The 21721-nt window shown below is 61.0% G+C and carries 17 protein-coding genes and 1 pseudogene; 12 read left to right on the top strand and 6 right to left on the bottom strand.

Features of this window, described 5'->3' with window-relative positions; genetic code table 11:
• Positions 1-1152: site-specific integrase (locus IP83_RS15740; RefSeq protein WP_054123180.1), on the top strand; the 1152-nt coding region annotated here is incomplete at its 5' end.
• 87 nt (positions 1153-1239) lie between these two features.
• Here IP83_RS15740 and IP83_RS19675 read toward each other — a convergent pair.
• The gene (locus IP83_RS19675; RefSeq protein ID WP_082364769.1) at positions 1240-1896 is read right to left on the bottom strand and encodes a lytic transglycosylase domain-containing protein; all 657 of its coding nucleotides are present in this window, start codon (positions 1894-1896) and stop codon (positions 1240-1242) included.
• A gap of 124 nt (positions 1897-2020) precedes the next feature.
• Here IP83_RS19675 and IP83_RS15735 point away from each other — a divergent pair, with 124 nt between their 5' ends.
• Genes IP83_RS15735 through IP83_RS15720 form a run of 4 tightly spaced genes read left to right on the top strand, consistent with a single transcriptional unit; the run spans position 2021 to position 8430 of the window.
• On the top strand, positions 2021-2950 hold the full coding sequence (locus IP83_RS15735) for a toprim domain-containing protein (RefSeq protein WP_054123182.1): 930 nt from the start codon (positions 2021-2023) through the stop codon (positions 2948-2950).
• Between the two features lie 40 nt (positions 2951-2990).
• Positions 2991-7232: a strawberry notch family protein gene (locus tag IP83_RS15730; RefSeq protein ID WP_054123179.1), complete on the top strand. Its 4242-nt coding sequence runs from the start codon at positions 2991-2993 to the stop codon at positions 7230-7232.
• Between the two features lie 53 nt (positions 7233-7285).
• Positions 7286-7699 carry an MbcA/ParS/Xre antitoxin family protein gene (locus IP83_RS15725; protein ID WP_054123178.1) on the top strand — a complete coding sequence of 138 codons (414 nt, stop codon included), beginning with the start codon at positions 7286-7288 and terminating at the stop codon, positions 7697-7699.
• Positions 7696-8430 carry an RES family NAD+ phosphorylase gene (locus tag IP83_RS15720; protein ID WP_054123177.1) on the top strand — a complete coding sequence of 245 codons (735 nt, stop codon included), beginning with the start codon at positions 7696-7698 and terminating at the stop codon, positions 8428-8430. The genes IP83_RS15725 and IP83_RS15720 overlap by 4 nt, the downstream gene beginning before the upstream one ends.
• 65 nt (positions 8431-8495) lie before the next feature.
• Here IP83_RS15720 and IP83_RS15715 read toward each other — a convergent pair whose 3' ends face one another.
• Together IP83_RS15715 and IP83_RS15710 are read right to left on the bottom strand one after the other, a co-directional pair.
• Positions 8496-9008: a hypothetical protein gene (locus IP83_RS15715; protein ID WP_054123176.1), complete on the bottom strand. Its 513-nt coding sequence runs from the start codon at positions 9006-9008 to the stop codon at positions 8496-8498.
• Positions 9009-9156: 148 nt separating this feature from the next.
• Positions 9157-9297, bottom strand: coding sequence for a hypothetical protein (locus IP83_RS15710; RefSeq protein ID WP_369817033.1), 141 nt, complete (start codon positions 9295-9297; stop codon positions 9157-9159).
• Between the two features lie 93 nt (positions 9298-9390).
• Here IP83_RS15710 and IP83_RS20350 point away from each other — a divergent pair.
• A pseudogene (locus IP83_RS20350) lies at positions 9391-9618 on the top strand (IS110 family transposase); the annotation flags it as partial.
• 447 nt (positions 9619-10065) lie between these two features.
• On the opposite strand, the gene IP83_RS19670 reads toward IP83_RS20350, so the two are convergent.
• From IP83_RS19670 to IP83_RS15695, 3 genes are all read right to left on the bottom strand, one after another.
• Complete coding sequence (locus tag IP83_RS19670; protein ID WP_082364768.1) at positions 10066-10692, bottom strand: IS110 family transposase; 627 nt, start codon at positions 10690-10692, stop codon at positions 10066-10068.
• A gap of 15 nt (positions 10693-10707) precedes the next feature.
• Entirely contained in the window at positions 10708-11097 is a 390-nt protein-coding gene (locus tag IP83_RS19665) for a transposase (protein ID WP_082364767.1), read from the bottom strand.
• Positions 11098-11513: 416 nt separating this feature from the next.
• The gene (locus tag IP83_RS15695; protein WP_054123174.1) at positions 11514-12710 is read right to left on the bottom strand and encodes an IS256 family transposase; all 1197 of its coding nucleotides are present in this window, start codon (positions 12708-12710) and stop codon (positions 11514-11516) included.
• 257 nt (positions 12711-12967) lie between these two features.
• Between IP83_RS15695 and IP83_RS15690 the strand changes: the two genes are divergently transcribed.
• The 6 genes from IP83_RS15690 to IP83_RS15660 all read left to right on the top strand — a co-directional run bounded on the left by IP83_RS15690 (position 12968) and on the right by IP83_RS15660 (position 21675).
• The gene (locus tag IP83_RS15690; RefSeq protein ID WP_197274405.1) at positions 12968-14560 is read left to right on the top strand and encodes an NAD(P)/FAD-dependent oxidoreductase; all 1593 of its coding nucleotides are present in this window, start codon (positions 12968-12970) and stop codon (positions 14558-14560) included.
• A complete protein-coding gene (locus tag IP83_RS15685; RefSeq protein WP_054123172.1) occupies positions 14557-15810 on the top strand; it encodes a sarcosine oxidase subunit beta family protein in 1254 nt (417 codons plus the stop codon). The genes IP83_RS15690 and IP83_RS15685 overlap by 4 nt, the downstream gene beginning before the upstream one ends.
• 1 nt (position 15811) lies before the next feature.
• A complete protein-coding gene (locus tag IP83_RS15680) occupies positions 15812-16075 on the top strand; it encodes a sarcosine oxidase subunit delta (RefSeq protein WP_054123171.1) in 264 nt (87 codons plus the stop codon).
• A complete protein-coding gene (locus IP83_RS19655) occupies positions 16072-18771 on the top strand; it encodes a 2Fe-2S iron-sulfur cluster-binding protein (RefSeq protein WP_082364765.1) in 2700 nt (899 codons plus the stop codon). The genes IP83_RS15680 and IP83_RS19655 overlap by 4 nt, the downstream gene beginning before the upstream one ends.
• The gene (locus IP83_RS15665) at positions 18761-19225 is read left to right on the top strand and encodes a hypothetical protein (protein WP_156309771.1); all 465 of its coding nucleotides are present in this window, start codon (positions 18761-18763) and stop codon (positions 19223-19225) included. Before IP83_RS19655 ends, IP83_RS15665 begins: the two co-directional genes overlap by 11 nt.
• Before the next feature lie 128 nt (positions 19226-19353).
• The gene (locus IP83_RS15660) at positions 19354-21675 is read left to right on the top strand and encodes a TonB-dependent receptor (RefSeq protein ID WP_197274404.1); all 2322 of its coding nucleotides are present in this window, start codon (positions 19354-19356) and stop codon (positions 21673-21675) included.
• Positions 21676-21721: the final 46 nt, after the last annotated feature.

The following is a 21721-nucleotide window of genomic DNA, read 5'->3' as shown; positions in this document are numbered from 1 at the left end:
GGTATCAAGACGTACATTCTGCGCAAGCGGGTTCAGGGCAAATGGTTGAATGTGACAATCGGACGCCATGGGCCGAGCTTTACACTGGCCCATGCCCGCAAGAAGGCGCGCGATCTGCTTGTCGATGTCGAGCAGGGCAAGAGCATCGCCAGAAAAGCGGGCGCAAAGAGGAAGGGGTCAAAAGGCGTAGGGACAGTCGCGGAGCTCTACGAGACGTACCTTGCTCAGCAGATCGAGGGCAAAAAGCGGAGCGCGAGGGAGTTCGATCGGGTCTTCCGAAAGTACATTGAGCCCGAGATTGGAGACCGGCTCGCAGACTCCATAACCCGAAGTGACGTGAGCCGCTTCGTTGAGAAAATTGCGTTCGAGCGGGGCAAGGAAACCCTGACGATGGCGCGGATCGTGTTTCGCCATCTTTCGACATTCTACACGTGGGCGCTCACCAGACTTGAGCATATGCCCGCCAATCCTTGTCGGGATGCGTGGCGCCCGAAGCGGAATGAACCTCGCGACCGTGTACTCAGCGACCGTGAGCTTGCTGCACTGTGGCAATCTGCGGTCGAGGATGGCTATCCGTTCGGTCATCTCGTGCAGATGCTTATCCTTACTGCTCAGCGCCGGGGCGAGGTGCTCGATGCAGCGTGCGACGAGTTCGATTTCAAGGCGAAAGTCTGGACAGTTCCGGGCGACCGAGCGAAAAACGGCAAGGCGAATGTGGTGCCGCTATCCGCCCAGGCTCTTGCAGTGATCACCGAGATATTCCGGGCCGCTGGCATCGACCCCGACGACGCTCATAAGCAATCCCAGATCCTGTTGGCTTCGAAGGTCACCAATACGAACAGCGTCAGCGGACTATCCAAGGCCTGGAAGCGGATCAGAGCAAGCGTGGACGAGAAGCTCGGCTACGAGGCCGGACACTTCACAAAGCATGACATTCGACGGACGGTGGCGACCGGTCTCCAGCGTCTTGGCATACCGTTGGTGGTTTCTGAGGCGGTCCTCAACCACCAGTCAGGATCAGCTATGGCGGGTGTCGCTGGGGTCTATCACCGTCACCAGTATACCAACGAGAAACGCGAAGCGTTGGCGTTGTGGGGTAAGGAGGTAATGCAGATCGCAGCCAAGTACCCAGCCGAGGCCAAAGACGGCTAATTTCAGAGGGTATCTCACCCGCTACAAATCCGCCCAGCCAGAAGCCGCTGGATTATGGACTCTGCTATGGCCATCGTGGGTCGATCTCTAATTACGCCAATGTCGAAGGACCTCTCGGACATATCCGGGCGTCTCGCCATTGCGGGGAATGCCGCCTGCGCGCTCGACCGCCCCTGGACCGGCATTGTAGGCAGCCACTGCGAGGTGAACCACGCCGAACCTGTCGAGCATCTGCCTTAGATACCGCGCAGCGCCGAAGATGTTAGCCATAGGATCGAAGCGATTGAAGACCCCGAGTTCTTTTGCCGTGGCTGGCATCAGCTGTCCAAGACCTGCTGCGCCTGCAGGGCTGACGGCGAAGGGGTTGTATCGAGATTCTGTCCATACGAGCGCATCGAGCAGGCCCGCGGGCAATGAGTACTTCGCTTCCGCCGCATAGATGTGGGGAAGGTAGCTTGCTCGCCTGAAGTCGGAGGGGCCAGGTTTGGCCTTGGGTTCGTATCTGTATGGCAGGTTCACCCGGCCATTTTGTGGCACAATGAGACCAGATGCCGGGCCGGCCTGACGGGATGACCACAGCCCATGCTCGACCAGCTGGAAGCCGTTCGATGTTTCAGCAATCCGGATGCCTTCGGAGTGGCTGGCGGGGGCTTCGATTGTGGCTGGCGCGGACAAATCCTGGGCTCTGGCGGAGGTAGCAGAGGTGATCGCGAAGCCTGCGACTAAGATAGCTTTCATTGTCATTTCTCGATCCTTGTCTAGCCGAATCGAATTAGAACATATAAAGAACAAACGACGTAGGAAATTGGTTTGGCGCGAGTGCAGAGCGGAGGCTGCGCGGGGAGGGCACCTCAACCGGAGTAGGTCGATGCCCCCGTTAGACAAAGCTCATCAACTCGAACGCCGCGCCCGCACCATCGTTGAAAGCCTTCAAGGTACATGGAGCCGGGGCAAAGGAATGTGCTGCTGCCCGGCGCATGACGACGGAACTCCGTCGCTGAGTGTGACCTTGGGGCGCAAAGCTATCCTGTTTCACTGCTTTGCGGGATGCCTGAATGAGGACGTCATTGCGGCGTTGGATCGCCAGGGCGTTCGCAGCCGCGACCTTTTCAACGCTTCAGACGCTGAGACCATCGAAAAGCATAGATATGGGGACTTCAGTCCCAATGCGCGGCGCTTGTGGCAATCGGCGACGGCGATCTCCGACAGCCCTGCCGTACAATACCTTGCGCAGCGCGGTCTTCTGCGCGGATCCGATCAACTCCGCTACCTGGCGCGCACGCCGCTTGGGCCGCGCGGCGCTGTTCAATTTCTCCCCGCGATGCTGGCCGCAGTAACAACCGACATTGGCATAATCGCGGTACACCGAACGTTTCTCGACTTGGCGAGCGGCAAGCTCGCCGCTTTCGAGCGGCCCAAGCGTGCGCTTGGCACCCTTGGTTGTGGTGCCGTCAGACTGGCGCCGCCGGTGCAAGGGCGTCTTGGACTTGCCGAGGGTATCGAGAGCGCCCTCTCAGCAATGCAGCTGTTTGACATCCCTTGCTGGGCAACGCTCGGGAATGAGCGCTTCGGCCTTGTTGCGATCCCGGAGAGCGTGGGTGAACTCCATCTGTTCATCGACAATGATGCCGGAGGCGGTCTCGCGGAACAGCGAGCGCTGAAGGCTTACGCTGCGCCTCATCGTGTCATCCACTCACGAGCACCGGCCTCGCCCGGTTCTGACTGGAACGATGAGCTGATGTCCCGGCTTGCCGGTAAACCTGATCCGTTGGGCAGAGGGGAGGGGGCCTTTGGCTGATTGAGGCCGGCCCGCCGCAGGACCTCGTCAGGAGGTTCCCATGTCCAATTCTTCCCTCGCCTTTGCATTCGATGAACCATCACCGCCCGCTGTTACGTCGGCGGCCCAGATCATGGCTTCAGAGCTCGCAGCTGGCCGCGCGCTGTCACGCAGCGACGTGACGCGCATCATGAGCGAGCACTTCGGGGGCAGCGATGCTCTCGGGAGGTGGTCGGTGCGTGACGCCCACGCAGCTCTAGAGCTGGCACAGGTTCAATACCTGCAAGCGTTCGATCAGATCCAGCTCGCGAGCCCGATCGACGAGGCGGAACAGTTCTTCTTCTCCCTCGATGACCGAATTCCGACCCAGACCAATCGCAGCGATGAACAGATCGAATGGCAGCAATTCGCAACGCCGGCGCGCCTGGCCTGGCTTGCCGCACGGGCCTGTGGGCTGATACCCGATGAGCTCGTGCTCGAACCATCGGCCGGGACGGGGATGCTCGCGGTCTGGTCTGCCAAAGCCGGCACGCGCCTTGCCATCAACGAAATCTCGCCGCTGCGCCGCGACTGCCTAACTGCTGTGTTCCCCGCTTCCCGTGTGACCGGACATGATGCCGAGCTGATCGACGAATTGCTCGATCCGGCCATCGTCCCAAGCGCCGTGCTAATGAACCCTCCCTATTCTCACGGCGTCGAGCGGGGCCACGATGGCCGCACCGGGGCGAGGCATCTGCGATCGGCCTGGAACCGGCTTGCGCCCGGCGGGCGGCTTGTGGCGATCATGCCTGAATGGTTCGACTGCGTGCGGTTTTTGGCCGGGGCGAAAGGGCCAGTTTCGCTGAGGCTCAATGCCGCCGTCGAACGCGCGTTCGTCAGGCATGGCACCGGGATCACCACGCGACTGCTGGTTCTCGATAAGGTGGAAGGCGCGAACGAGCCCGTCGCTATTCGCACGAACGCGTTCCGCCAGCTGGCCGACCTCGTCGATGCCTTGCCGGCTCGCGCCAGCTTGGGGGTCGCTCCCCAAAAGTCGAGCCTGCCGGCTCGTGCGCCGTTCCTTCTGGTGACCACGCCGCGCAGGCCGCTGGTGAAACTAGAAAGGATCACTCCCGCAGCCACCGCCATCAAACCGCTCACCTACGTGTCGCTCGAAACCCCTGCGCCGCTTGCTCCTCAGGTCGGCCATTATCTTCCCTATCGTCCGAGCAGGATCGTCATTGATGGCGCATCAGGGCATCCGACGCCGCTCGTCGAGTCCGTCGCCATGGGGTCGATTTCGGCACCCAAGCCCGACGCGATGCCGCAGTTGCCTGACGGGCTTATCGCCAAGGGAACTCTGTCGGCTGCCCAGGCAGAGACTCTGATTTACGCAGCAAGCGCTCATGCCCGAGATCTTCCCGGTCGGTTCGAACCCGAGGACAAGGGCTGTTCGCTCAAGGCCTCGGCGGAAGGTCAGGTTTTCCGGCAGGGCTATTTCCTCGGGGACGGCACCGGCGCTGGTAAAGGACGCCAGGTCGCGAGCGTCATTCTCGATCGCTGGGTGCGCGGCGAGCGCCGCCATATCTGGATTTCGAAGAACGAGGCGCTGCTCGAAGACGCGCGCCGCGACTGGGCCGCCCTTGGCGGTTTGCCGATCGACATCCAGCCGCTGGCGTCCTGGAAGCTGGGCACCCCCATCGCAATGCGCGACGGCATTCTCTTCGTCACCTACCCGACCCTCCGTTCGGGCCGAAATGACGCAACGCGCCTTGACCAGATCCTCGCCTGGGCCGGTGAGGATTTCGACGGCGTGATCGTGTTCGATGAAGCGCACGCCATGGCCAATGCCGCTGGCGGCGAAGGATCTCGGGGTAAAGTCAAAGGATCGGAGCAGGGCATTGCCGGGGTGCGCCTGCAAAACCTCCTCCCCCGGGCAAGGGTGCTCTACGCTTCGGCAACTGGTGCGTCCGACGTCAACAACCTCGCATATGCGACGCGCCTCGGGCTCTGGGGTCCGGAAACCGCTTTCGCCAATCGCGAGGCCTTCGTCGCCGATATTCGTGACGGCGGCATCGCCGCGATGGAACTCGTCGCGCGGGACCTCAAGTCGGTCGGCCTTTATACCGCCCGGGCCCTTTCGTTCGCCGGTGTCGAGTATGAGATCCTCGAGCATTGCCTGACCGAGGATCAGATCGCGATCTACGATGCCTATGCCGAAGCCTGGGCGATCATTCACGCTAATTTGCGCGAAGCGCTGGAAGCCACGCGGATCGTCGACAGCGAAACTGGCGGCACGCTCAACTCCGGGGCGAAGTCCGCAGCGCTATCGATCTTCGAGGGAACCAAGCAGCGCTTCTTCGCGCAGCTGCTTCTGTCGATGAAGCTGCCCAGCTTGCTGCCAGCCATCGAAGCCGCGATTGCTGATGGGAACGCCGTTGTCGTCCAACTGGTCTCGACGGCAGAAGCCATGCTCAACCGCCGGCTTGCCGACCTGTCTGAAGAGGAGCGCGAAGCTCTCGAGATCGACCTCTCTCCGCGGGAATATGTGATCGACTATCTCACCAAGAGCTTCCCCGTCCGCCTGATGGCCGTGTTTACCGACGAAAATGGCAATCCTCGCTCCGAGCCGATGAGTGACGAGCATGGCGCTCCCGTGCTCTGTCGCTCTGCGCTTGCCGCACGCGACCGGATGATCGAGCAGCTCTGCGCCTTGCCGCCCATCGCCACAGCCCTCGATGCCATCATCGAACGCTTCGGCGTTGACCAGGTGGCCGAAGTCACCGGTCGCACACGCCGGCTGATCGTCGGCCGCGATGGTCGCCAGAAACTCCAATCCCGCTCGCCGCGCGCCAATGTGGGCGAAACCCAGGCCTTCATGGACGGTGACAAGCGCATCCTGGTGTTCTCCGATGCCGGGGGAACGGGGCGCAGCTACCATGCTGATCTTGCCGCCAGGAACCAGGCCCGCCGCGTCCATTTCCTGCTCGAGCCGGGTTGGCGGGCTGACGCCGCAATCCAGGGGCTTGGCCGGACCAATCGCACCAATCAGGCATCGGCCCCGCTCTTCAGGCCCGTGACGACAGATGTGCGCGGCGAGCGCCGCTTCATCTCTACGATCGCGCGGCGCCTGGACAGTCTTGGTGCTCTTACGCGCGGGCAGCGCCAGACCGGCGGGCAGAACCTGTTCGATCCCGCTGACAATCTCGAAAGCATCTACGCCAAGGAGGCGCTCCATCGCTGGTTCGGCCTGTTGTTCACCGGCAAGCTCGAAGCCGTCAGTCTCGGGCGCTTTCAGGAGCTGACAGGTCTCCGGATCGAAGCGCCTGATGGTTCGATGGTCGATGACCTGCCATTGATCCAGCGGTGGCTCAACCGCATTCTTGCGCTTCCCATAGCCCTGCAGAACGCGATCTTCGACGAGTTCATGGGGCTGGTCGAAGCGCGCATCGATGCCGCCCGGCAGGCCGGCACGCTCGATCTCGGCCTCGAGACGATTGCAGTCGAGGACTTCGCGGTCCTGTCCGACACGTTTTTGCGAACAGATCCGGCTTCAGGAGCGACCACCCATCTCCTCGAACTGGAAATCGCCAGAGCCTTGAAGCCACTCACACTGAAGCGGCTCGAGGAGCTTCACGGCATCACCGGGGAGCGGCAGCGGCCGGTTCGGAACGCACGCTCAGGTCGAGTCGCCTTGCTGTTGCCCGCCCGAAGCATCCTTGCCGATGACGGTACGCGCGTGACCCGCTTCGAATTGCTGCGCCCGCTCAAGCGCAGTCACATCACCGAGGATCAGTTGGCGGAGAGCAGCTGGGAGGATATTGCCATCGACACCTTCCGCGATGCCTGGTCAACCGAGGTCGCGGAGGCGCAAACCAGCCACAAACGCGAGCGCCTCTATCTTGCGACCGGCCTCCTGCTGCCGGTCTGGGACAAGCTACCGTCCGATTTCGTGAGGGTGAGCCGCATCTCGGCAGCAGATGGCCGTTCGCTCCTCGGCCGCGAGGTTCCCGCCCATTGTGTGCCCGAACTGTGCCGAGCGCTGGGTCTGGAGCGCGAGCAAACGCTTTCCGCCGACGACATTGTCCAGACCGTCCTGGCAACGGGCAGGGCTCTGGAGTTCGCGGGCCGAGAGCTCATCATGGTCAAGCGCAGCCTGGTCAATGGCTCACAGCGAATTGAGCTTACGGGATGGAGTGCAGCTCGCCTCGACTGGTACAAGGCGCAAGGCTGCTTCACGGAGATTATCCGTTACCAGACGCGCCTCTTCGTGCCGATCGAAGGCGCCGCGAGCGTGATGGCCAGACTGGCATCATCGGTATAGTTCCTTGCCAAATGGCCCCATTTGGCCTATATGATGCCATATGGAGAACTGCCATGCTGGCTCTTCAACCCGTTGATACTGCCGTTACCGCCTTCCGTCCCGATCCGATTACCCAGGACGAGGCAGCTGCCATGTTCCGGGCAGTCCTCAATCTGTTTGGCAAATGGGAGCTGACCGACGAGCAGGCTGCAACCCTGCTCGACATGCCAGTGCGCTCCTATCGCCGCTGGAAGGCCGAAGGCCCCGGGCGCGTCTCGCGCGATGGGCGTACGCGTCTCTCCAACCTCATGGGCATCCACAAGGCGCTCCGGATCATCTTCTCGGAGGCAACCCGTAGCTATGTCTGGATCAGAGCAGCGAACGAAGCGTTCGGCGGAGCCAGTGCGCTCGACGTGATGCTGGGAGGCGAGCTCACCGACATCATGCGGGTGCGTCGCTATCTCGACGCCGAGCGCGGTGGCTGGTGAGCGGAGCGGCAAATATCCCAGTTTCTCGAGTTGAGTGGAAGGGCGCTGTCAGGATCATCCGCAGTGCCTTTCCACCGATCGACCTGTTCGAAGATATCGCTGATCCAGCCGACTGGCCGTTGCTGATCTCAGCAGAGCAGAAGACCAATCCCCGCATCATGGCGACGATTGGCAATCTCGACCTGGTTCCGGTCGACCGACGCGTCGGCGGAAACGGGGCATCCTACCTCATGGCGCCGTTCACCCACGTCAGCACTGACCGGCCAAGCCGATTTACCGATGGCAGCTACGGCGTGCTCTACGTTGGCGACCGGTTCGAAACCGCGTTGTTCGAGACGATGCACCATAATGCCCGCTTCATGGCGCGAACGAGGGAGGCGCCTGGCTGGACCTCGAAGTTTCGGGAAATCGTCATGACAGTCGATGCAGATTTGCATGACCTCCGAACTCTGGCGGCGGAGCCGGTTCCGGAGCTCGATCCTGACGGCTACGCCGCATCTCAAGCGGTCGCGCGGCAGCTCAGGGGCGCGGGATCGAACGGGATTGCTTACCCGAGCATCCGGCACCCCGGCGGGGAATGCGTCGCGCTCTTCTACCCAGACTGCGCATCAAATCCGCTTCAGGGGCGGCACCTCGACTATCACTGGGATGGCGCGCGGGTTGATCTGGTTCGTGACGCGGGATCGGGCGCTGTCTTCCGGATTGTCGATTTGCCGCCCGATCCCGCCTGACCGAACGAGCTGGGTTTCCGGCCGACTGCTGTAGGATCTCCGAGCGCAGTTGGCGGCCAGCAGGCTTATGCCTGTGCACCAGCCTTCACGAGTTCATGAAGGGCTCTGTCCGGCGAAACCGGGCCCTTGTACAGCGGGCTACAAGGTGTCTCCGCTAGCTTGGCCGAAATGGCCAGGAGGTCGTCATCATCGCCCTTTTCATATGCATAGGCTGCCAGCCAAAACTCGGCTTGGCGAACGAACTCATTGAGGATGCCCACGACGCTCCGGTTCGCAGTTTTCGAGAACTGGACCGTGTCCATTCGCCAAATTTCCTGAGTGATGAATTCAGCAGGGACGCCGTGCTCCTTCAGAACCAGCGCCAATTGCGCAGGGAATCTTCGAGCGAGCGTGGCCGCTGGGGCCAGCGGCATAAGCACGGGAAGCAGCGTGCGCTCAGAAACCAGCAAAACGATTTGCGGCTTCCAGAATATGACTGTGGCATACCAGCTGCCCAGTGCGGTGTCGCTTGGCCCAGGCGCAACGATTTCCGCTTTGATCCGAGCGAGCAGCTTCTTAGTGCAGTGGAGGTGGAGCATCGCGGCCCAGGTTAACGTTCGCTGTTTACCGCGTCCACCGACGCATTTGACCTCGCCGCCGGAATGGCCATGAGCGACCAGATCACGCGGAGGTGTCTAATGCGAACTGCTCTCCGGCGGGCGCGGTTTACCGTGCCTGCGGTTTTTCTCATGCAGCAAGCGACTGCCACTCAGCCAATGCGGCGGATCGGCGCTGCTTGTAGGTCTGGCGGTCGACGAGGTGGCGTTCGGAGCTGAAGTGGTAGTGCAGGCTGGCATGGACTGAAGCGAACTTCTGGAGTGACTTCATTTGCCGGAAGCGCAGCATGGCTCGCTCGCGTCGTCGATAGGGAAGGTGGCTGTTCTCGGCCCGGTTGTTGGCCCAGGGGCCGATCTATTACCAAAAATGGGCGAGCGTACCTTGCGCAGATTGCTGATCATCAGAAGCGCCACCGAGGTCGGACAAGCGCGCCGCTCGGGCACAGACAAGAACCTGTGGTTCACGCAGATGCTCGGGCGCAAGCCACCGATGCTGGTTGCCGTAGCACTGGCCAACAAGACAGCCCGGATCGTCTGGGCTGTGATAACCAAGAACGAAGACCACCAGGCTCTGGCTGCAGCAGCCATTTAGGTGGCGCAGAGCGAACGAGAGTATGGCGCAACAGTCGAAGAACGGGGCTGGAAAACCAGGATCTGCCATCGTGCCTTGCGCACGCTCTCGTCATGTGGATCCAGTCCTCGAACTCCCATACGGGCCAGCAGCATTGCGCTGCATCGACAGGCCGGGCAGATGGCAGCAATCGACCTACCGCCAACTCAACTATTTCGCTGGCGCTCTTCGGGGCGTTCTCTAATCGCGCCTCCTTCGTCAACTTCTTCTTTGTCGCCTTCCGGGTCATGGCTCTCTTCGCGGTCGGCATAGGCCGCCGCAGCATCTGGTCCGGTCGGAAAAGCGCGAGCGCTGCAAGGTCCACAACGGGCTGACGTTAGATCACGTGCCCATGGCCCCAACCGCGCAGTCGCCCGCACCTCGCCCGAGGCGACACGTACATCCGGCTCGCGCCGGATGATCTGGCATTTAAGCGGCGAGTGCGGTTGGCTCCCAGCGGAACGACTCACCGGAACGCCACACGCTGTGCAGGATCACCGACAGCTTCCGCGCCAGTGCCACCCGCGCCTTGCCTGGCCCAGCTCGCTCGGCGATCGCTAGTGCCCAATCCTTCAGGTGCAGCGGTCTCTTTACCCGGTGGAGGATCACGATTGCGGCCTCGTACATAAGCGTGCGCGCCAGGACGTCGCCGCACCCGGAGATGTGCCCGCTTCGGTCGATCTCGCCCGATTGGTAGCGCCGCGGCGTGAGGCCGAGATGAGCGCCGACGGATCGGGAGCGCGAGAAGCGCCCGGGATCTTCGATCGTGCTGACGAAGGCGAGCGCCGAAAGGGCGCCGATGCCGGGCACCGTCATCAGCAACCGACAGGTCGCGTCAGCCCGTACCCGGCGTTGGACGAAGGCATCAAAGACTGCGATCTGCTCGCGAAACTGCCTCCAGGTGACAAGTAGCGGCCGCACGATCAATGCGACCTCTGGGACATCCTCGATCATTGCCTCGACACGGCGATCGAACCTAAGGCCGCGGCCCGCGCCCGGGAGCAGACTAAAGGTCTTAAGCACGCCACGCACCATGTTGGAGAGCCGCGTCCTCATGCCGACGAGTTGGGCTCACGCACCAAGAAGGGATCGAGCCTGATGGGCATCCAGCGACTTGACGTGGACAGAGCGGTACCAGCCTGTCCGCACCACCTGCGCCAGCCCTTCCACATCATTTTGGTCGGTCTTGTTCAACCTCATCTGCAGCGCCGCCTTCACCCGGCGGGCGTCCAAGACGGCAACGTCAAGACCAGCGGCGCGCAGTCCGTGTACAAGCCACGGCGTCATCGCACCGGTCTCGACACCCAATTTCGCGTCAGTGCCTGCGTGCTTGAAGATGAGCTGCGAGATCTGACCAGGATCCGTCGGGCAGGCTCCTCTCCAGACCCGCCGCCCTTCGGCATCGACCACGCAGATCGCCGTGGTCTTCTGTGATACATCCAAACCTACTGAGTGCGGCATCGAACCCTCCGATGGTGCTTAGCACCGGGCACAGCGCCCGGATCGCGGCACTATCGATAACTCGACTCGCCCACCGCGATTACCCGAGGTCCACAAATGGCAGATGTCGATACCGTGCTCGTGCAGCAGATCTTCTACATTGCGCAGCGAGAGCGGGAACCGCACATACATCAGAACCACCAGGCGGATCACCTCGAGCGAGGAATTGAAGCGGCGGAACGGGCTGGGCGGCAGGGCTCGGGATTTGCGCGGCATCCTCCTGCGCTAGCAGGGCAGGGGTCAAGCTGCCACGTTCGTCTGAGTGCCAAATCAGCTTATGATTTTACGGCCAAGGTCGAATGCGGATGGAGGAAAATTTGGTTGTGTCCCGCAGGGTGGTGTAGGAACCGTCGATCCACGGCAGGATCGGGTTGGGGTCAGGCCGCCAGGGCTGGCAGGCTGACGGTGGGGTTATGGCTTACCGAGCCGATTGTTTCCAGTGTCATGTAACGGCGCGATACCGCCCACTCGTCATTCTGCTCCAGCATCAGCGCGCCGACGAGGCGGATTACAGCCGCGTCATTTGGGAAGATGCCGATGACGTCGGCCCTCCGCTTGATCTCCTTGTTCACCCTTTCCAAAGGGTTGGTAGACGCGATCTGCGCCCAGTGCTCTTTGGGGAAGGTCATGTAGGCGAGCACGTCCTCGCGCGATGCATCCATCATGTCGGCCAGTTTGGGGAACTTCTCGCGCAGGGCATCGGCGACCTGTTCCCACTGCTGGTGAGCCGCTTCGGCCGTTTCCTGCGCGAAGATGGTCTTGATCATGGCGATGACGGCGGGCCGCTGCTTGGGGGCGGCATGGGCCAGCGCGTTGCGCATCCAGTGTACGCGGCAGCGTTGCTGGCTCGCATTGAACACTTTGCCGGCGGCGGCGCGCAGCCCCTTATGGTCATCGGCGATGATCAGCTTGACCCCGCGCAGGCCGCGATCCGCCAGCGAGCGCAGGAAGGCTTTCCAGAAGGGTTCGGCCTCCGACGGGCCGGTGGCGACGCCCAGCACCTCGCGCCGGCCATCGGTGTTGACGCCGACGGCAATTATCGCCGCCGTCGAGACGATCCGTCCGCCCTCGCGCACCTTGAGATACGTGGCGTCGATCCACAGGTAGGGCCACTCGCCCTCGATCGGGCGCGTCAGGAATGCGTTCACCCGCTCGTCGATCTCGGCGACCAAGCGGCTGACCTGGCTCTTCGACACCCCGCTGGCGCCCATTGCCTTCACCAGGTCATCGACCGAGCGGGTTGAGACGCCGTGGACGTAGGCTTCCTGGATCACCGCCGCCAGGGCCTTCTCCGCCGTGCGGCGCGGCTCCAGGAAGCTCGGAAAGTAGCTGCCCTTCCTGAGCTTCGGGATCGCCAGGTCAATCCGTCCGGCACGGGTATCCCATCCCCGTTCCCGGTAGCCGTTGCGGTGGTTGAGCCGCGCCGGGCTGCGACTGCCAGCGGCAGCGCCCGTTCTCGCCTCAATCTCCAGATCCATCATGCGCTCGGCGGCAAAAGCCAGCATCTCGCGCACCAAATCGCTATCAGCCCCTTGCTCGATCAGCTCAACAAGGGCCATTCTGTCCTCGGTCATCGTCTTCTTCTCCAGGTTCGAGTTCGCATCCGAACCCTACCAGAAGATCGACGGTGGCCACCCTCTCAGGAAAACCTTCCTACACCACCCTGCGGGACACAACCGCATCGTATAACCGCCAATCTCGGCAATCAGCGATCCCGCAAGCATTCCCGAAATCGAGGCGAAGCGTCCAAGCAAATTTTGACCTTCCGAACTCCAAACACTAGTGTATGGTAGAGAGGTTGTTTCGAGAGTCCAGAGGGCAGGCGAGTCACGTGACCGATTTTTTCGATGCAATTGTGGTAGGCGGTGGTCACAACGGTCTGACTGCGGCCGCATATCTTGCCCGTTCGGGTGCAAGAGTTCTGGTCCTCGAGCGTCGCCAAATTGTGGGCGGGGCTGCCGTGACCGAGGAAGTGATGCCGGGGTGCCGTGTGTCATTTTGCTCGTATATCGCCAGCATGCTTACCCCCGCCGTGGTCAAGGAACTGGGGCTCGCCGATCATGGGCTGAAAATGGTCGCATGCGACCCGGCGCTTAATGTACCGACATCCGATGAGGGCCTCGTGACGCTTTGGTCCGATCCGTTGCGGACTGCGGCAAGCCTTCGGACCTACAGTCAGAAGGATGCCGACAACTTCGTAGCGGTCGAGCATCAACTCAAGGCGCTCGCTCGCTACCTGCAGCCGTTCTTTCTCAAGCCTCCGCCGGCTCTGAGCGGGAGCTTGGTCGACCGGCTCGGGGAATTGGCATCAATGGCCCGCCAATTCTGGGGAATCTCGCGAGATGAAATTGCATCGATGACGCGGTTTCTGACCGGTTCCCTCGCCGAATTTCTCGAGCGACACTTCGAAAGCGAGGAGACGCACCGGCTCTTTCTGGCCAACAACGTTTACGGCAAGCATGGGGGGCCATATGATCCGGGCTCGACCCTAGGCTTGTTGTTCCACCTGTTGGGCGGTGGTGATAATAGCATCCAGGGCTTCAGCGGCCATGTTATCGGGGGGATGGGATCAGTCAGCGATGCGCTGGCCAACGCTGCCCGGGGCTTTGGCGCCGAAATCATCACGAATGCAGAGGTTGCGCGGATCTACGTAAAGGGCGGGCGGGCATCCGGCGTCGAGCTGGTCGATGGCCGAGTGTTTCACGCCAAGGCGGTCGTGTCGAATGCGGACCCAAAGCGAACGTTCCTTGGGTTGGTCGACGCGGAACATCTCGACCCGACATTTCGATCGGACATCGCCGCCATCAAAATGGCCGGTCCTTCGGCCAAGGTGAACATGGTCCTGAGCGAGCCACCTTCGATCAGGGGCATGTCGCTCGACGCCACTCCGGCGGAACGCGCGGTCTTTTCGGTCATGGGCAGCATGGAGGCTATGCAGCGCTGCTATGATGCCTCAAAGTTCGGCGAAGTGGCAGACGAGCTGTGGGTCGATTGCGTGGTTCCAAGTTTGGTCGATCCCACGCTCTGCCCGTCGGACCGCACCATGCTCACTTGCTTTGTCCAGTATGTTCCTTTTCGGCTGCGAGAGGGGGACTGGGACTCGCGACGTGAAGCGCTCGGCGATCAGGTGGTGCAACAGATTGGCCGGGTCGCGCCCAACGTCCCTGGCAGCATCGTCGCACGTAAAGTCATCACACCGCTGGATTTGGAGCGCACCTACGGACTGACCGAAGGCAACATCTTCCACGGGGATCTCAATCTCGCCCAGTTGTTCTTCATGCGCCCGCACCCCGATTGGTCGGGCTACCGCACGCCTGTGGCCGGTTTGTATCTGTGCGGCGCGGGCACGCACCCCGGTGGGGGCGTGACGGGAGCTCCTGGCCGGAATTCAGCACAAGTCATTCTGAAGGATTTGCGCCGATGAGCCGATATTCGGCGTTCGCGCTTCTCAGGAACTGGCTTGGTGGCAATACGGATTGGGATCCGGTCTGGCGCTCCCCCGAACCGGCGAGCAGCTACGATGTGATTATCATCGGAGCTGGCGGCCACGGCCTTGCGACCGCCTACCATCTGGCCAAGCACTACAGGCCTGGACGCATTGCTGTGATTGATAAGGGGTGGCTCGGCGGCGGCAACACCGGCCGCAACACGACCATCGTGCGCTCGGACTATTTCTACAAGGAAAGTGCCGACTTCTACGACCATTCGCTCCGTCTCTATGCCAGCCTCTCGCAGGAGCTCAATTTCAACATCATGTATTCCGCCCGCGGAATCCTTAATCTCGCGCACAGCCGGCTCGAGGTCGATTTTCAGCGCCGAATTGTGAACGCGATGCAGTTGAACGGGATCGATGCCGAACTGCTCGGACGGGAGGAAGTGCTCAAATTCTGCCCTGTCCTGAATGGCGATCCTAATGCAAGGTTTCCCATTTACGGGGCCATGCGCCAGAAACGAGGAGGGACTGTCCGGCATGACGCGGTAGCCTGGGGCTATGCACGGGCAGCCGATGCCCTGGGTGTCGACATCCTTCAGAATACCGAAGTCACCGGGTTCCGTCGGGACATCAGCGGCGGCGTGCAGGGCGTCGAAACAAGTAAAGGCTTCATTGGTGCGACCAAGGTGGGGATCGCCACGGCCGGTCATTCGTCAGTGGTCGCGCAGATGGCCGGTTTCCGATTGCCTGTCGCCAGCTATGGGCTCCAAGCCTTTGTCTCCGAACCGGTCAAGCCCGTCCTGCACACCGTGATCGGTTCAGCCGTGATCGGAAGCTATTGCAGCCAGTCGGACAAGGGCGGCATTGTGTGCGGTGGCGGCATCGATCCCTATCCGTCCTTTGCCCAGCGCGGAAGCGCAGCGACAATGGAAAAAGTGCTTGCCGGCATCGTCCAGCTTGTTCCGACCTTCAGTAGTCTGCGCCTCCTGCGCCAATGGGCTGGAATCGTTGACTACACGGCCGATAGCTCGCCGATCATTGACCGCAGTCCGGTACCGGGGATTTATCTGAACGTCGGCTGGGGCGGAGGCGGGTTCAAGGCGATCCCGGCCGGCGGTGAGGCTTTTGCGCACTTGATCGCGAAGGATGAGCCCCATCCGCTAACCACCGCCTTCGGACTCCAGCGTTTCAGGGATGGCGCGCTCATCGACGAAGCTGCGGCAGCCGGGATTGAACACTGACATGATGCGGATTGCCTGCCCGAACTGTGGCCTGCGCGACGAGCGCGAATTTGCCTATGGCGGCGAAGCCCATATCGACCGACCAGAGCTGGACTGCGACGACCAGGCTTGGGAGGAGTATCTCTTCCTGCGCGCTAACCCCAAGGGCGAGCATGCCGAGCGATGGGTCCATGTGCACGGTTGCGGGGTCTGGTTCAATCTGATCCGGCATACTGAAACTCACGAGGTCGTAGCGGTTTACGTAATGGGAGTTGCGCGGCCGTGACCGGTTACCGACTTTCCCATGGCGGCGGCAGGATCGATCGCGGCCAGTCCATCGACTTTTCGTTCAATGGCAAGCGCTATGCAGGCCTTGCGGGCGATACACTGGCGTCGGCCTTGCTCGCCAACGGCGTGCAGCTTGTCGGACGGAGCTTCAAGCTCCATCGGCCACGCGGTATTATGGGAGCCGGCTGCGAGGAAACCAACGCTCTGGTTCAACTTGAGCACGGCCTATCCTCCATTCCCAACGTGCAGGCCACCATGATCGCTCTGGAGGAAGGGCTGGTTGCCCGGAGCATCAATGCCTGGCCTTCACTGACCTGGGACATTGCTGGCGTGAATGATCGTCTCCGCGGACTGTTCTCTGCCGGATTCTACTACAAGACATTCATGTGGCCGGACTGGCACTGGTTCGAATGGCTGATTCGGCGCGCCGCCGGACTTGGCAAGGTGCCGGTCGTGCCCGATCCGCAGCGCTACGAAGCGCGTCATGTGGAATGTGATCTGCTAGTGATAGGTGGAGGCAGAAGGGGGTTGGCCGCTGCGGCACAGGCAGCGCGAGACGGCAAATCGGTATTGCTTGTCGATCTGGATCAGGGTCTTCCAAGCCTTGAAGGTGTTCGGACCTTTGAAAAGACTGCAGCTCTTGGAATCTGGGATCATGGTTTTGTGCTGGCCGCATCGGAAGGTCGGGTACTCCACCGCATCCGGGCTGAGCAGATCATTCTCGCGACGGGCAAGCAAGAGCGCGGCATCGCATTTGCGAACAACGACTTGCCCGGCATCATGCTCGCCGGTGCGATCGGCAGATATGTCGCGGATTATGCGGTGGCGCCGGGTCGATCCGGCATTTTCTTCGTCAACAACGATCTGGGCTGGCGGTCCGCTATTGAAGCTGCGCAGTGTGGTGTAGGGGTGCGCGCCATTGTCGATGCAAGGCCGCAGGTGCTGCCCGAACTTGCCGATCGCGCCCGTGCGCACGGAATCGATCTATTCTTTTCGTCATTAGTCCGGTCGGCCCATGGGCGCGGACGCGTCACCGGCGTCACCATAGAGAAGCCGGATGGCCTGAGTCGTCTCGCGTGCGACTTTGTCGGGGTCTCGGGAGGCTGGAACCCTGCTTCCCAACTGTGGACCATGGCTGGCGGTCAGACGAAGTTCAACGAGCGCAGCCAGAGTTTCCAGCCGGATGGGTTGGTCGCCAATGTCGAATGGGCAGGCCCCGAACCGATTGAGGCGGAGCCCATCTGGACTGTCCACGGCGGGGATGAAAAGACCATGTTCGTCGATTTTCAGACCGATGTGACCGTGGCAGACATCAAGCTGGCGGCCCGCGAAAACTATCGAAGCGTTGAGCATCTCAAGCGCTACACTGTGTTGGGAATGGGCGTCGACCAGGGAAAGCTGAGCTCGGTCCCCGGCGCCATGATCCTCGCGGAGACCATCGGCGCGGAACCCGGAACGCTGTCCGCAAGCAAGGTTCGTCCGCCCTTCGTTCCTACAGCCTTTGGTCTGATCGGTGCTGATCTACGCGGTGAACGCTTCCGACCCCGTCGGTATCTGCCCGCACACGAATGGCATGTACGCGAAGGTGCTGTGTTCGAGGATTTTGGATGGGAAAGGCCGGCGGCATATCCGGTTGGCGGGGAAGACATCCAGGCGGCAGCTGAGCGTGAAGCCGCAGCGGTCCGAAGTGGCGTTGGTCTTTTTGACGGTTCGCCGCTTGGCAAAATTCTCGTGGCCGGCCCCGAAGCTGCAGCGTTCCTCGACCGGGTCTATGTTGGCACCCCCTCGACGCTCAAGCCCGGGCGGATCCGGTACGGGCTTGTCCTCAACGAGAACGGTACGATCCTGGATGACGGGGTCTATGCTCGTCTCCAAGACGGGAGTTTCCTGCTCAGCCCGTCCAGTGCCTTCGCTGACCGGATGGTCCGCCTGCTGGAGGATCTGCTTCAATGCGAATGGCCGATGGATGTTGTCGTTCAAGACGTGACTGAGCAATATGCTGTCTGGACTGTTGCGGGCCCGAACGCACGAAATGTGCTCGAGGCATTGCAGCCCAGTTTTGATCTCTCAAGTGAGCGTTTTCCACACTTGTCCGTCCGAGAGGGACAACTCGACGGATCGGAAGTACGTATTCAGCGCGTGAGCTTTTCTGGTGAGTTGAGCTACGAGATCCAGGTGCCAGCGGGGCAGGCGGTGCAGATGGGCGATGCGCTGATGGCGGCTGGCAAGCCCTATGGATTGGTGCCCTATGGGATAGAGGCACTCGAAATCTTGCGTATCGAAAAGGGCTACATTCATGTTGGAACTGATACCGACAGCGAGACCCAGCCCGGTGATATCGGTTTTGGCGGAGCCATCGCCAAAAAGCAGAGCGATTTCCTTGGGCGGCGAGCGCTGACGCGTCGCTCATCCTTATCGCCATATCGTAAGCAACTGGTGGGCCTGACCTCGCTTTGCGGCGGGATATTGCCGGTAGGTGGTCATGTGCGGGCTCCCAGTGGGCAGAGCGGAGGATTCGTTACGAGCAGCCAGTTCAGCCCCGTGCTGGGACGGGGCGTTGCCTTGGGATTGGTCGAGCAGGGGCAGCGGCGCCTTGGTGAAATCGTCGAGATCGTCTCGCTGGGGAGGAGTTGGCAGGCCAGGATTTCAGAGACGGTCGCCTATGACCGCGAGGGAGGTCGGCTTGACACTTGACCTCTCAATTATTCGTTTGTCGGTTGATCTGGCTCGTCATCCGGAGTTGAAAAGCCCGATAGAAGGCTGCTTCAACTGCCGGTTGCCCGATTTCGGCGACCTGCATGGCGACACGTCCACCTGTCTGGGGCTGCGCACCAGCCGGTGTGACTGGTTACTGCTGGGCTCTGCATCCGGTATGGCCGATCGTGCTGCTGCGATGAAGCTGCAGCTTGCCGGGGCACCCGCAATCATCACCGATGTCTCCGACAGCTTCGTTGCCGTTTACAATGTCGATAGCGTGCAGCTGGCGACGCATTCTGCTGTGTTGCTGCGGGGAGAAGAGGCCAGGCCAATGCAGATTGGCCAAGTCGATGTCATGGCGTTTTGTCAGAAGGGCCTGGTGACCCTTTTGATACCCCGCTCATATCGCGGTGCACCATGTTGGCAGGATCTACCTCGTGACTCGCAATGAGGCTGCGCTGTGGGGTGTTGCAGAAGCCGCCCCGGCATCATGGTATACCAAAGGGGGATTTCCAAGTTGACAGACGCCTCAATGACGCATATTCCCACACACTCAGTATACCATGGGGGAGGTTTTTCGTGACAGACGCACTGGGAAGAATCAATTCCTTCGGCCGGCTAATGGCCGCATCTATGCTAGCGCTGCCGCTCGCTTCGCCTGCGTTTGCGCAGTCCGCCGAAAAGAGCGACGAGCAGCCGGCACTTGGAGAGATCGTCGTTACGGCGACCAAGCGGCCTGAGCGCCTGCAGGACGTGCCAATCTCGGTGCAAGCTGTCACCGGCGACCTTCTGAGAAGTGGTGCAGTTCAGAACTTCGAGGATGTCCAAGTACCGGGTCTGCGCGTGTCGCGAGGCGGCATGGCCGATACCATTACCGTGCGCGGGATCGGCTCGGGGCAGAATTTGGGCTTCGAGCAGTCGGCGCCAATGTACATCGACGGGGTGTATTATGGCCGGGCCCGCACCCAGCGCCTTGGCTTTCTTGACATCGACCGAATCGAGTTCCTGAAGGGGCCGCAACCAACGTTTCTGGGCAAGAATGCGATTGCGGGCGCCATTAACGTGGCCACGCGGCGGCCCGGCGATAAGTTTGGCGGCGAGCTCGAGTTCAGCTATGAGCCGGTCACCAATGAAAGGGCTGCATTTGGTGCGGTCGACATCCCTCTTGGACAGGACTGGTCCACCCGTGTCGCCTTGCGCTACCGAAAGTCTGATGGTTATCTGACAAACACAGTAACCGGTCGCAAGGAGCCCGAGATTGAAGATCTTCTGGGTCGTATGACGATCACAGGAGAATTGGCAGACAGGCTCAAATTGACGGCCATCGGCTACTTTGGGAACAATGACGACCGAGGGCGCAATAACCAGTCGATCATCTGTCAGCCCAATTTCCGCCGTGACATTTCCGACGCAGTTCGTGAGCCTTGTCTGTTCGATCGCTTCAAGGCCTCGAGTGGACTGATCCCGTCAGCGGCAGAAGCAGCGCGGCCAGACCTCTATACTGACGATAATGGTGGTTCATTCTATAACCGCCTGCGCTCGGGCGGCGGCACACTTTTGCTGGATTATGAATTTGGCAATGGAGTGACGCTGAGCTCGGTAACGGGCTATTACAAGTACAAGAACTACCAGTTTATCGATACTGATCAAGGCGTGGCTAATTATTCCACGGCCACTTTCACTGAACGCTATGATCAGATCAGTCAGGAAATCCGTCTGGTTTCGCCCAAGGACGGTGCGTTCAAATGGTTCCTGGGAGCCTATGTCGACAAGAACAACAACGATGTTGTCAGCACCTCGGACAACGATGCGCGTAATCTTCTGCCGCTTGTGGTTCCGCCTCCGGCAGGCTCGACTAGCCGAACTCCGGCATTTGTGAACGCTCGGATTATCGGTGGCGTTCAGGACAGCGTCGAAGATGCCTCATCATGGGCGCTGTTCGGGGAGGCGAGCTATGCCTTCGGTCCGCTGACGATCCGCGGCGGAGTGCGCTACGAAGAGGTCAAGAAGGATCTCGCATTTGCCGGGTGTGAATCCACTCCCTATTCGGGCTGCACTCCACTTCCAATCCTGACCGCGAGCCGAAAGGATGAGAAGCTCCAGCCCGCCATCACGCTTGAGTATCGTCCGGCTGAAGACGTGATGATCTATTCCAGCTTCAAGAAGGGCTTCAAGTCCGGGGGCTTCTCCGGAACGGATGGCGGGCCGTTTAATCCGGAGAATGCAAACGCTTATGAGATCGGCTTGAAGAGCCGCTTCTTCGACCGACGAGTCCTGCTAAATCTCACGGCGTTCCGGAGCGATTACAAGGACCTGCAGGTTTCTTCCTTCGATCCCGCAACCGCTCTCTTCCAGACAACCAATGCCGCATCCGCGCGGACTCAAGGTGTGGAAGCGGAACTCCAGTTCGCGGTGACAAGGAACTTCAGGCTTTCGACTAACGTCACTTATCTAGACGCAACCTACAAGGACTTTACCACCGCGCAGTGCTTCGCTGGCCAGACGGCCGCTCTTGGCTGTAATACGGCGAACAACACCCAGAATCTCTCGGGCGTTACGACCCCCTATGCGCCGAAGTGGTCGGGCAACATTTCAGCGGACTGGTCCCAGGAAATCGGGAGTGGGCTTACGCTCCGGGCAGGTAGCGACCTCTATTTCACGAGCCGGTTCGCGACCTTGACCGACATCAACCCGAACTCCTTCCAGGAGAAATTTGCCAAGCTTAACGCCAGGGTCGGCCTGTCGAGTGAAAGTGGCTGGGACCTGTCGCTGGCCGTTCGCAATCTTACCGATAAGCGCACCGCTGCCTTCAAGAACACGATCCCGGGCGGATTTAACTCGATTTCAGCGTTCACCGAACCGCCGCGGACTTTCACTATTCAGGCACGCTACCGGTTCTGATCACGCGAACTGGCAGAGCATGGGTGGCAATTTCTGCCCGGCTCTG

It is taken from the genome of Novosphingobium sp. AAP93, assembly GCF_001296055.1.
Classification (GTDB): domain Bacteria; phylum Pseudomonadota; class Alphaproteobacteria; order Sphingomonadales; family Sphingomonadaceae; genus Novosphingobium.
Note: the sequence above shows the minus strand (reverse complement) of the source record. Positions and strands in the feature narration are given on the sequence as shown.